This is a genomic window from Bacteroides sp. OM08-11 (assembly GCF_003438665.1).
Classification (GTDB): Bacteria; Bacteroidota; Bacteroidia; order Bacteroidales; family Bacteroidaceae; genus Bacteroides; species Bacteroides cutis.
Genome location: NZ_QSTJ01000003.1, coordinates 13,942 through 27,175, shown reverse-complemented (window position 1 = coordinate 27,175; position 13,234 = coordinate 13,942). Strand labels below are relative to the sequence as shown.

10 protein-coding genes are annotated in these 13,234 nt (G+C 39.8%); all 10 read right to left on the bottom strand.

Features of this window, described 5'->3' with window-relative positions; genetic code table 11:
* Window position 1: 1 nt before the first annotated feature.
* Complete coding sequence (locus tag DXC10_RS06755) at window positions 2-292, bottom strand: hypothetical protein (RefSeq protein WP_101543529.1); 291 nt, start codon at window positions 290-292, stop codon at window positions 2-4.
* A 4-nt stretch (window positions 293-296) separates the two neighbouring features.
* Window positions 297-1,922 carry an OstA-like protein gene (locus DXC10_RS06750; protein WP_101543526.1) on the bottom strand — a complete coding sequence of 542 codons (1,626 nt, stop codon included), beginning with the start codon at window positions 1,920-1,922 and terminating at the stop codon, window positions 297-299.
* Window positions 1,907-3,274, bottom strand: coding sequence for a peptidylprolyl isomerase (locus tag DXC10_RS06745; protein ID WP_101544200.1), 1,368 nt, complete (start codon window positions 3,272-3,274; stop codon window positions 1,907-1,909). Before DXC10_RS06745 ends, DXC10_RS06750 begins: the two co-directional genes overlap by 16 nt.
* A gap of 15 nt (window positions 3,275-3,289) precedes the next feature.
* Entirely contained in the window at window positions 3,290-4,132 is an 843-nt protein-coding gene (locus DXC10_RS06740; protein ID WP_117737554.1) for a peptidylprolyl isomerase, read from the bottom strand.
* A 57-nt stretch (window positions 4,133-4,189) separates the two neighbouring features.
* Window positions 4,190-5,740, bottom strand: coding sequence for a peptidylprolyl isomerase (locus DXC10_RS06735; protein WP_117737553.1), 1,551 nt, complete (start codon window positions 5,738-5,740; stop codon window positions 4,190-4,192).
* 82 nt (window positions 5,741-5,822) lie between these two features.
* Window positions 5,823-7,298 (bottom strand): IMP dehydrogenase, encoded by a 1,476-nt coding sequence (gene guaB, locus DXC10_RS06730; RefSeq protein WP_101543518.1) that lies wholly within the window; start codon window positions 7,296-7,298, stop codon window positions 5,823-5,825.
* Between the two features lie 104 nt (window positions 7,299-7,402).
* Window positions 7,403-9,586, bottom strand: a complete 2,184-nt coding sequence (recQ, locus tag DXC10_RS06725) for a DNA helicase RecQ (protein ID WP_101543515.1) — start codon at window positions 9,584-9,586, stop codon at window positions 7,403-7,405.
* A 158-nt stretch (window positions 9,587-9,744) separates the two neighbouring features.
* Window positions 9,745-10,986 carry an ATP-dependent Clp protease ATP-binding subunit ClpX gene (gene clpX, locus DXC10_RS06720; protein ID WP_101543513.1) on the bottom strand — a complete coding sequence of 414 codons (1,242 nt, stop codon included), beginning with the start codon at window positions 10,984-10,986 and terminating at the stop codon, window positions 9,745-9,747.
* A gap of 2 nt (window positions 10,987-10,988) precedes the next feature.
* On the bottom strand, window positions 10,989-11,651 hold the full coding sequence (gene clpP, locus DXC10_RS06715; protein ID WP_101543511.1) for an ATP-dependent Clp endopeptidase proteolytic subunit ClpP: 663 nt from the start codon (window positions 11,649-11,651) through the stop codon (window positions 10,989-10,991).
* A gap of 134 nt (window positions 11,652-11,785) precedes the next feature.
* Window positions 11,786-13,141, bottom strand: a complete 1,356-nt coding sequence (gene tig, locus DXC10_RS06710) for a trigger factor (RefSeq protein WP_117737552.1) — start codon at window positions 13,139-13,141, stop codon at window positions 11,786-11,788.
* Window positions 13,142-13,234: the final 93 nt, after the last annotated feature.

Below are 13,234 nucleotides of genomic sequence, written 5' to 3'. Positions count from 1 at the left end.
CTTAGAGAAGTCCGCTCGCGATAGCATACCATAGATATCCTAATAAGGCTATGATAACCAAAATAACACCCAAGTGTACAGGCTTACGTCCACTTTCCTTGCGACGTTTCAAATGAGTGGTACCCTCAACGAACTTTCCTCGGATATCTTCCGGAGAAAACTCTTTCTCTGGTATCATACCCAATTCACGCTTAGCATCTTCTTCCATCTTTGCCAACTTCTCTTTTCGCTCATCCACATAAATGTATGAATGATTAAAGCCACGAGGCTTCCGCATTGTAAACATTCCCATAGCATTACTTTTTAGTTCGTTTAATATGCATGTCTCTTGGCGAAGAGACAGGTTTCCTATCACTTTTCTGCAAAGTTTCACCTGCTTTTTTACCCCGCCACTCAAAGATATCCTCTTTATTGAGCGGACGAATATAGTCGAACCACACAAAAGAAGGCAGTTTCATTTTATCTGCCGGTATCTGATCCATAGGATATAAAATACCATTAGACTTACCGATGAGGGCAGCTTCCTCCATTTTACGATCTTTGAGATAAATACGCAAAAAGCTGCCTTCAGCATAGTTCATACCAATCATTGTAGAATCTTTTTCTTCCGGATAGAATATGATAAGAACATTACCATTTACATCCACACGACGCATCTCACCTGCTATAAAGTAGGCCTTCATTTCCTTACCAGTAACTTGATTATAGTGTATAGAGTCTTTTTGCTCTACTGCCAAAGCCTGATTAATAATATGAGCCCAATCAATGGTACTGTCGTTCATATAAACTTTAATTTCTTCACCAAGCAATTGTTGCGCACCATGCCAAATAACCGGATCGGTGTACATCGTCATGCAGGAATCTTGGGAATTATACACCAAAGAATCACAAACAGCCTGTACATCTGTACGATAGGCGCGAACTTTATGATAAACCCGCATCTCACGGTACATAGAATCCGTATTCAAATGATAAGTAACCAACCGCAATGTATCTCCATGCATAAAAAGGCTGTCACCTTGAGAATAATCAATAGCAACAGCACGCTGAGTTGCCAAAGCATTGCCAGTAAGTTCATTGTAGAAACAATAATTACCAGTAAGCATATTTTTGTTCACCGTATCGTTCATCTGCACATTATTGAAAGCTTCACCATAACCCAGATTACGGTCATAGAAAAGGCTGTCACCTGTGAGTTTCTTACCTTCATTGGTCAACACGGAACGGTCTAAAAGTTCAGCTTGTTCTGTAATGGTATTGTATATTCCACGTTCCGAGTAAATATGATTCTTGTCACTAACAATATCCGAAGGACCAAGGATAGTAGCTATTTTAGAAGCTGTATTATACTTCAATGTATCCGAAGTCAAAACAAACTTGGGATTTACCAACTTTACGTCATGGTTGAATACTGATAATTTAGTTGCCGGACTATATTCACCCCATTCTGAAGTCAATACATTCTCTTCATCTGTAAGCGTACCACCATCAAAGTAGTACCCCAAATTGTAAAGACGATCATAATTCAAACTATCGGTAGTAAGTTCAGTATTACGATTAATCATACGTACATTCTCACGCAACATGGCCAACTGAGACATACCATCATAATACAGGTAATCACCATATATGAACAAGGTGTCTCCCTGCTCCATACGTACATTACCAAACGCCTCGACAGAATTGATTTTCTCATAAATCAATGCACTATCACAAAACATATACATGCTGTCATGCTTCAACCTAACCGCCCCGATAAGCACTTGTACATCTGGACGAAACTGTTTGTCTGCCCGCGCTTCGTCGGCATAGAGCAAATCAACACGCGTTTTTTTCTTTTCAGGCTCTTTTTTCTTGTCCTGTGCGCTCAACAAGCACACACAGAACAAGTATAAAACAGAAAATATCAGTCTTTTATCCATCCTGGATATTTGAATGTACAGTTTCTCCAATTCTCATTGATACGGACATAAGTATGCTTCTGTTTCTCACGTATCCATTTATCCAACATTTCATCACGGCGTTTTTCCAATACGATATTTTTCAGATTTTGATAATCTTCAGAAATGGTAGCCTTATGACCGTTGGTACGACTTTTAAGTTTCACAATAACGCACTCTTCCTTTCCCGTCTTCTGCGGTATCATCACGAAAGCTTCAGAAATCTCACCCACTTTCATCTTATCTACCATTTTAGCTATTTCAGGGGGAAGCTCCTGCATTTCAAATCTAGAAGTATTGGTATTAGGATTAGGCAACAAGCCATGATTATTGCGTGTATCCTTATCCTGTGAAAGCACAGATGCAGCTTCTTCAAAAGTAAACTTGCCATTACGGATATCATCAGCAATGGAATCCAAACGAGCCTTACCAGCCTCTAATGCTTCCTCCGGTATATGCGGTTTCAGCAAAATGTGACGGGTCTTAATGCGGTCTCCCCGTTTCTCTATCAACTGAATAATATGAAAACCGTATTCAGACTCAACAATCTTAGACACTTTATTAGGGTCTTGCAAGTTGAAAGCAACATTTGCATAAGCCGGATCGAGCATACCACGTCCGGAGAACTCAATTTCACCACCATGCATGGCAGACCCACGGTCTTCTGAATAAAGACGTGCTAATGTAGAGAAACTAGTTTCTCCCTTGTTGATACGATCGGTATATTCACGCAGACGTCTCTTTACATCTTCTATCTCCTCTAAAGGGACTTTCGGTTGCTGAGTGATAATCTGTACTTCAACCTGAGTAGGAATGTAAGGGATACTATCCTGTGGCAAATCTTTAAAGTAACGGCGTACCTCGGCCGGAGTCACTTTAATTTCCCCTACAAGTTTCTGTTGCATCTTTTGTACTTTCAACCCTTCACGAGCATTCTCGCGCAAAGTTTCACGTATCTGGCTGGAAGTTTTGTTAAAGTATTCTTCCATCTTCTCGCGCGAACCGATATTGGCAATATACATATTTGTCATGTAGTCCACACGCTGAATAACCTCACTTTCGGAAACTTCAATACTATCGAGTGCAGCCTGATGCAGATACAATTTCTGTACCGCTATTTCCTCCGGTATCACACAATAGGGGTCACGATCAAATTTACGTCCTTCATACAAAGCGCTCATACGCGCCTCTTCTACTTCAGACTTCAAGATAGCCTCATCACCTACTACCCAAACTACCTCGTCAATCACGTTGTCTTGTCCATAAACGGTAGTACCGGCTAACAGTGTCAAGGCAAATAAAACTACAAACTTAAAGTTCATACACTTTCTCATTCTTGGTGTCTTATACTAATAATATTTAATTTCATTTTTCTTCTCCGCCCGTTGATACAAGTCGTTCTTTACCTGTTGCATAAATTCCACTTGTTTCATATTCAGCAGCATATCCTTCACTTGCGCACGTGCAAATTCAAACGGTTCCTGTTCTCCTATCCGACGAAAATCACTCACATTCAGAAAATAATAGAAGGCTGTATCTTTCAATTCTACATGGCGGTTTTTATCCAAATATTCTTCGGTATCGGCAGCTTTCAACGGCATCAAGTCAAGCACGTCAGCCATCGGCACCCATTTATCATAAAAATATTCATACTTCACAGCATTCTGCAAACTATATTTCTCCAAATGTTCCACCGCCTCACGATTTTCAGTCTTATACCAACGCCGTACATTACCCAACTGAGGAGCCGTCAACGGAACTTTGATGAATAATCCCTTCATTAACGGACGTTCTACCTTGAAAAGCACATGATTCTTAGTATAATAATCAATCAGTTCCTGTTCGGATATCTCCCCGGAAAGAGTTTGATGTATCAATGCCTGTTGATAAGTATGCATAATCAAAGCCTTACGATAATTTTCCACCAACTTGTCTATCTCACCATTATTAGGGATATTACTCCGTGCTTTTTCGTAGAGCAGAACATCTTCCACCCAATTACGGATGTAATGTTCGGCAAACAACAGGCTGTCGTCCGTCGTCAATCCATCAGGAAGTACCGATTGTAAGTCTTCTCGATAAAGAAAATTACCGTCCAACTCCACCAAAGGTGTCCGTCCCTCGTGGTCATGTTGTTCCTTGCATGCAACACAAAGAAGAAGAATTAAAAGCCCAATACAGGTTGTTCGCATTATCTACTGATATTTACTATATTTTAAGGTACGAAGATAGTGCTTTAATTGGTTGCATCAGTGATTATTAACGGTTTTTAAAACCTCTTGGTTAATTTCAACCTTAGCATTAGTACGTAATCGGTTCATCCACTGCCCCTCTAGATAGTTATGATAATCGGCAATAAGAACTTTACGTACCTCCTGATAATCTTCCGGCCCTTTTACTTTTTTACCTAACACAGCAGTAAAAGGGAATGACATTACAGGAGTAGCATCCTCCTTTTTAAACACTAAATCGTCAACATAGATATTATCACCCATAGTAAATACCCCTTGTTCCAATTGTATCTGAGGTTGAGAGCCAGCATTAAAAGTTAACCGAATAGCATCTTTCCACTCATTCTCTGGCAAATGTTTCAGAAATTTACGGGCTTGCTTAGCAATACGTTTAGTGGTACAATGCAATACAATACCTTTGTAACGGGGTTCTTTCCATTGATAGTTAGAACGATGTTTATTAAAATACGCCTGTAAACCGTACTCATCAGTCAAAGCACGTCGTTCAATTTCTTGTTCAGTAATTCTATCTAATAAAAGATTATCCCGATATTCCAATACCTGATAACACAAATTCGGATATTTCTGTTCCAAACGCGAGTTTTCATAATCTAAAACAGATTTCATAATAAAACCTTCCAGTTGCTTACGTACTCCTGCCGGATAGGTCATGGCAAAATGAGAAAATTCCTTACCTGTATATTTTTTCCCATTGAGAGTAAACAAAGTCCGGACAGTAGATCCTTGGGTCATCAGTTCATCGATACTAAATTTATCAGGAGTATAACGGTATTCCTTTTTCAACTTTTCCACAAAAGCCCTTGTACCTTTATCTATATTATAATGGTGTGTCCTCCTCCGGATAATTTCATCTTTGACAGTTTCAAACGAAGGTATTTCTTTCCGTTCAAGTACCTTTACAATATGAATACCCTGAGGAGTATAAAAAGGACGTGATATCTCACCGACTTTTAAACTGAATACGGTATCTTCAAACTCTATCGGCATCTGTAACCAACTCATCCAGAATGTCTGCTTTTCATCGGAAAACTTATCCACACAATTTTTAAAAGCCATATCCGTATTATTTTTTTGCAGGAATTTATAAACAGAATCTATCTGCATCTCAGTTTCACGAAGAGTGATACTAGTTACATTCTGAGGAAGATACTTAAAAATATGTGCCACATGTACCTGACCAGCACGGTGATTGTCCTTCATTTTATCATACAAGTAACGGGCTTCTTTCTCCGTGACCTCCCTATCGGTGAGATACGATTTAATCAATTGTAGACGATATTCTTCAAGTTCTTTCTTAAACAACGCCACAGTATCCAAACCAGCATCTTCAGCTGCCCGGACTTTCAACTTGAAGTCCACGAACAAATTGACATATTTATCTAGCGTTTTCTTCTCTAAATCAGAACCTGACTTATTTTTATTATAAAAATACTCAAACTCTGAACGTAGTACATCTTTCCCGTCGATACGTATCATTACCGGATCTTGCTGCGCAACTATAGTACTTACCAGCAATAGAAGTATGATTGTCAAATTTGTTCTTACCATAATTTTTTTGTCTGAAAACAAAAGAATGCCCGAAAAGCATAATACACTCCCCGGGCATTTATCTCATGTCTACAAAATATGTTTATTCCGGACGGCTGTAGTTCGGGGCTTCACTCGTAATCGCTACATCGTGCGGATGACTTTCCAGCACACCAGCATTGGTAATACGAGTAAACTTGGCGTTATGCAACTGCTCGATATTGGCAGCACCACAATAGCCCATACCTGCACGCAGACCACCTACCAACTGATAGATAACTTCATACAAAGTACCTTTATAAGGTACACGTGCAGCAATACCTTCCGGAACTAACTTCTTTACATCACTTGTTCCACTTTGGAAGTAACGATCTTTTGATCCATTCTCCATTGCTTCCAAAGACCCCATACCACGATAAGATTTAAACTTACGACCGTTAAAAATAATTGTATCACCCGGAGACTCTTCTGTTCCGGCAACTAACGAACCAATCATTACGCTGTAACCACCAGCAGCCAAAGCTTTCACCACATCACCGGAATAACGCAAACCACCGTCAGCAATCAGAGGAATGCCTGTACCTTTCAATGCTTTGGCTACATCATACACGGCAGACAACTGGGGTACACCAACACCGGCAACCACACGAGTCGTACAAATAGATCCTGGACCGATACCCACTTTTACACCATCAGCTCCAGCCTCTACCAAAGCTTTGGCAGCTTCTCCAGTAGCAATATTACCTACGACAATATCAATACCTGGAAAACGTTTTTTGGCTTCCTTCAATTTTTCAATTACATAAACAGAATGTCCGTGAGCCGTATCAATAACAATTGCATCTGCACCTGCATCGACCAAAGCCTGCATACGATCAAGCGTATCAACCGTTACACCGACACCGGCAGCAACACGCAGACGACCTTTACTGTCTTTACATGCCATCGGTTTGTCTTTTGCTTTAGTAATATCCTTATAAGTAATCAATCCTACCAATTTATTATCCTTATCTACTACCGGTAATTTTTCAATCCGGTGTTCTTGCAGAATTTGAGAAACAGCCTCCATATCTGTAGTAGGATTGGTAGTAATTATATTCTCCTTAGTCATTACCTCATCAATACGCTTATTCATATCTTTCTCAAAACGCAGATCACGATTGGTAACAATACCCACCAAATATTTTTCATCATCCACCACTGGGATACCACCAATCTTATACTCAGCCATCAAAGCCAAAGCATCAGCTACCGTGGACCCTCTCTTGATAGTTACCGGATCATAAATCATACCATTTTCAGCACGTTTCACAATAGCAACCTGACGCGCCTGCTCTTCAATAGACATATTTTTATGAATAACGCCGATACCACCTTCACGAGCAATGGCAATAGCCATCTTTGCTTCGGTAACCGTATCCATAGCGGCTGTTACAAACGGGACTTTTAACTCAATGTTTCGTGAAAACTTTGTCGTGAGCTCGACAGTTTTGGGAAGTACTTCAGAATAAGCAGGGATTAACAAAACATCATCGTAAGTCAATCCATCCATTACAATCTTATCAGCAATAAATGACATAGGGCTATGCGTTTAAAAATTATTGCGTGCAAATATACGTTTTTTATTCCATTCCGTATATTTACACGCAATATTTTTTCTTTTTTTAAATCACCGAACTATAATCAATTCGCCATTTCAGAAATGAATTTAATACGTACCAAACGTACCTCTTCTTCCGCAAAATCATCACCCAATTCATCCAATGCATCATCAATCTTATCCGTAGTAGATTCTTTAAAATAATCATATATATCCAACATATGGTCCTCGTCCATGATTTCATCTAAAAAATAATCGATATTCAACTTCGTACCAGAATAAACGATGGCTTCAATTTCATCCAGCAATTCGCTGAACTCAATACCTTTAGACAATGCAATATCGTCCAACGCGACCTTACGGTCAATAGCCTGGATAATAGAAACTTTCAATTTAGATTTATTGGCAACCGTACGGACACGCAAATCCTCAGGACGTTCAATCTCATTTTCCTCACAATGGCGCTTAATCAATTTACAGAACTCTTCACCATAACGTTTTGCCTTACCAGCTCCAACCCCTGGAATATTCTGCAACTCATCCAAAGTCACTGGATAAATAGTAGCCATCGCTTCCAAAGAAGGATCCTGAAAAATCACATACGGTGGTACTTCCAACTTCTTAGATAGTTTTTTACGCAAATCTTTCAACATAGAGTAAAGTGCCGGATCTACCGCACAAGCACCACTACCACGTGCCGGAGCTTCTTCTTCTGTCTCCTCAAAATCATTATCTTCCGTTATCTTGAAAGATCTCGGATGTCTAAGAAACTTTTTACCTTCTTCCGTAACCTTGAGTAAACCGTAGTTCTCCACATCTTTACTTAAATAGCCTGCAATCAGTGCCTGACGGATAACAGCATTCCAAGTTTTGTCTTCTTCTCCCATACCAGAACCGAACACTTCAAGATCTTCGTGCAGATGAGCCTGCACCTCTGAAGTTTCTTTTCCTTGTATGATATCTATAATATAATCTGCTTTAAAATTCTCTTTCACCGCAATAATCGCTTCTATCACGGTACATAATAATTCCTGAGCCTCCACTTGTTTTTTCGGATTTAAACAGTTATCACAATTACCACAATTATCCTCCGTATATTCTTCACCGAAATAGTGCAACAACGTCTTCCGACGACAAACGGACGATTCGGCATACGCAGCGGTTTCCAGCAGAAGCTGCTTGCCTATTTCCTGTTCTGCAACAGGTTTACCCTGCATAAACTTTTCCAGTTTCTGCAAGTCTTTATTCGTATAGAAAGTAATACACTGTCCTTCTCCCCCATCTCTTCCGGCACGTCCGGTTTCCTGATAATATCCTTCCAAACTCTTAGGAATATCATAATGAATTACATAACGCACATCAGGCTTGTCAATACCCATACCAAAAGCAATAGTAGCCACAATCACATCAATTTTTTCCATCAGAAAATCGTCTTGATTTTGTGTTCGTGTGGCCGAATCCATTCCTGCATGATAAGCACGAGCATTAATACCGTTTGCCTGTAAGATTTCAGCAAGTTCTTCTACTTTCTTCCGACTCAGGCAATAAACGATACCCGACTTTTCCGGATTGTTCTTGATAAACTTAATGATATCCTTATCTACGTTTGCAGTCTTAGGACGTACCTCATAATAGAGGTTCGGACGGTTGAACGACGACTTGAACACCTGTGCCTCCACCATACCCAGATTTTTCTGGATATCATGCTGCACTTTCGGAGTGGCAGTCGCAGTCAACGCAATCAACGGGGCTTTCCCAATTTCATTGATAATAGGGCGGATACGACGATATTCAGGACGAAAATCATGTCCCCATTCTGAGATACAGTGAGCTTCGTCTACGGCATAAAAAGAGATCTTTACCGTTTTTAGAAACTCCACGTTTTCGTCTTTCGTCAGTGATTCGGGCGCTACATACAGTAGCTTTGTCTTACCAGCAAGAATGTCAGACTTCACCTGATCTATCGCACCTTTATTAAGGGAAGAATTGATAAAATGAGCTATTCCATCTTCTTCACTAAAGTTACGCATCGCGTCGACCTGATTTTTCATCAAAGCTATCAACGGAGAGATCACAATGCCCGTACCTTCCATTAATAAAGAAGGCAACTGGTAACACAGAGACTTTCCACCACCGGTAGGCATTAACACAAACGTATCATTACCTTCCAACAGATTCTGTATGATTGCTTCCTGATTTCCTTTAAAAGTGTCGAACCCGAAGTATTTCTTCAGCTGGTCTGTCAAATTAATCTTCTTCCCTGCCATGATTCATTAGGTTGTTTATAGAGTTACCAATTATACTACTTGTATTTCAAGAACTCTAACAAAGTTATAAACAACTTCTTAAATTTCAAGCATAATCTACCGAATATTTTTCAATAAAAAGTAAAAAAGTCGGCTTTAGTTTGCATTACCTTTTGATTTTAAGCGCTTTGAAGCCTTGCCAAGTTTGCTTTTTCCAACTGGCGTTTGGCATAATCAAGCGTTACGACAAAGCTATCTTTCTGTTCAGAAGGGATTTCAAACATCGCATCCATCATAATGGTCTCCACAATAGAGCGCAATCCGCGAGCTCCCAACTTATATTCAACAGCTTTATCTACAATGTACTCAAACACAGCATCATCAAAAGCGAGTTCTACTCCGTCCATTTCAAACAACTTGATATATTGTTTGACAATAGAATTCTTCGGTTCTGTAAGAATAGACCGCAATGCAGTACGATCTAACGGATTTAGATAAGTCAACACTGGCAGACGACCGATAATTTCGGGTATCAAGCCAAAGGACTTCAAATCCTGTGGGGCAATATATTGCATCAGGTTGTTCTTATCAATAGTAGCCGTATTACGGACAGCGCTATACCCCACCACATGAGTATTTAACCGTTGCGCAATCTTCTTCTCGATACCATCGAATGCTCCGCCACAGATAAACAATATATTCTTAGTATTCACCGGAATCATTTTCTGATCGGGATGTTTACGCCCCCCCTGAGGCGGAACATTTACAACCGAGCCTTCCAACAATTTAAGCAATCCTTGTTGTACACCTTCACCGCTTACATCACGAGTAATCGAAGGATTATCACCTTTACGTGCAATCTTATCGATTTCATCAATGAACACGATACCTTGTTCTGCCTCAGGTACATTATAATCAGCCACTTGCAGAAGACGCGTCAGAATACTTTCAATATCCTCACCCACATAACCGGCTTCCGTCAAAACCGTTGCATCCACAATAGTGAAAGGCACATGAAGCAACTTAGCAATAGTACGCGCCAACAACGTTTTCCCGGTTCCGGTACTTCCTACCATAACAATATTGGACTTTTCTATTTCCACATCATCCCCACCGTCTTTTTGCAACAGACGCTTATAATGGTTGTATACGGATACAGCCAAAAAACGTTTAGCATCATCCTGTCCGATAACATACTGGTCGAGAAAGTTCTTAATCTCTACGGGCTTAGGAAGTTCTTCCAGATTTAGTTTTGCAGCACCACTTTTTTTGTCACCCAAAGCTTCCTGAGTAATCTCGTATGCCTGTGTAGCACAACTATCACAGATGTAACCGTTCATTCCCGTTATCAGGAAACCTACTTCATCTTCCGAACGTCCGCAGAAACTACATCTGTTTTTATTTCGTTTAGAGTCTGCCATATTTATTTTTTAATCAACACTTCGTCTACCATACCATACTCTTTGGCTTCCTGTGCAGTCATCCAATAATCGCGGTCGGAATCGGCCCATACTTTATCAAACGAAGTATGAGAATGGTCAGCAATGATAGCATAAAGTTCTTTCTTCAATTTTTGAATTTCACGCGCAGTAATTTCAATATCCGAAGCTTGCCCTTGAGCACCTCCCATCGGTTGATGTATCATGACACGGGAGTGCGTCAAGGCAGAACGCTTACCTTCTGCGCCTGCTACGAGAAGTACAGCTGCCATACTGGCTGCCATACCGGTACAGATAGTTGCCACATCACTGCTGATAAACTGCATAGTATCATAAATACCCAATCCGGCATATACCGAGCCACCTGGAGAGTTAATATAAATAGAAATATCTTTACCGGGATCGGCAGAATCCAGATACAGCAACTGCGCCTGCAATGTATTGGCAGTATAGTCGTCAATCTGAGTACCTAGAAAAATGATACGATCCATCATCAGACGGGAGAAGACGTCCAGTTGAGTTACATTGAGCTGACGTTCTTCTAGGATATAGGGATTTAAATACCCAGCCTGTGATTTAATCACATCATCCAACACCAAGCTGTTCATACCTAAATGCTTGGTAGCGTATTTTCTAAAATCATCCATTTTCTTTCTGTTTTTGGGTTATATAATAAGGTACAAAGAAACAAAAAAGAACACAGAGACACAAAAAAACACAGAGTTATAGTTTGTCAAACTCTGTGTTTCTTTATAAAAACCGGCCATTTTCTGGTAATGTCTTATTCAAACATCTTATTAAACTCTTCTGCTGAAACTGTTTTGTTGTTCAACTTCACCTGAGACTTCAATGCAGCAGCCAATTTGGTTTCAACCACACGATTCACCAGACCTTCAACGCTTTCTTTTTTCTTCAACATTTCTTTTGAATAATTCTCAAGAATTTCTTCAGGCACACTCAACATACCATATTGCGCAAACTGTGCACGGGTAGCTTCCTTAGCCATATTTGCGATGTCTTCTTGCTCAACCTTGATATCATTAGCTTTCACCAGTTGTTCTTTAATCAAGTGCCAAGTCAGTTCCTCAATGCTCTTTGCATAGTTATCTTCTACAAACTTCTCATCCTTATCTGGATTGTTCAAACGCATAATACGTTTCAACAACACATCCGGAAATTCCAAAGTACCAATTTTTTCCATCAACATCTTACGAACATCGATCAAGAACTTATAGTCTGAATCTGCTACAAACTGAGCGGCAACCACCTCTTTTACTTTTGTACGGAATTCTTCTTCGCTCTTCACTACCTCTTTACCAAACACCTGATCGAAGATTTCCTGATTCAGTTCGCCTTCCACGAAACGAGTGATTTCTTCTACCTGATAGCTGAAGTTAGACTTCATTCCAGTGGCAGCTTCCTTTTCAATCTTCAACAGAGAAGCAAGTTCAGCAGCATTACCGTCCCACGCAGCATAAGGATTGAATACAAGAACATCATTTACTTTTGCATTAGCAAAAATAGCCTTTTGTTCATCGTTCTTCATGTAAGACGGCATCATAACGGCAGCTTCTACCTGAATACCGCCTTCTTTTGTATTACCTTCTTCATCCAGCTCGGCAAGCAAACCTCTCATCATGTCGTTACCTTCGAAAGTTTCTACTTTTTCATATTTTCCATTACGTTGAGTATAAGCTTTTACTTGGTTGTTCACCATTTCTTCCGTTACATCAATCGTATAGTAATCTACTTCATCCTTTGCATCCACTTCAACTTTGAATTCAGGAGACAAAGCGATATCAAACAAGAATTCGAACTCTTCCATTGTATCAAAGTCGATTTCCTTTTGCTTTTCTTCGTTAGGCAAAGGCTCACCAAGGATATTCACCTTATTATCTTGAATATACTTATACACAGCTTCCGAAAGAACTTTATTCACCTCTTCAGCCAATACTGACTTACCATACATTTTCTTTACTAAACTCATCGGCACCATACCCGGGCGGAAACCCGGTACCTGAGCTTTCTGACGGAAATGCTTCAACGACTTATCTACCTTTTCTTGATAATCTGCTTTCTCAAGCTTTACAGTAAGCAATGCACTTACTTTGTCAATGTTTTGCAATGAAACGTTCATTCTGACAATTATTTATTTGATTTATACTTTATTTCAATCTCAAATGAGCGTGCAAAATTAGCGTTAATCTTTCAATTATCAAAAAAACACAGA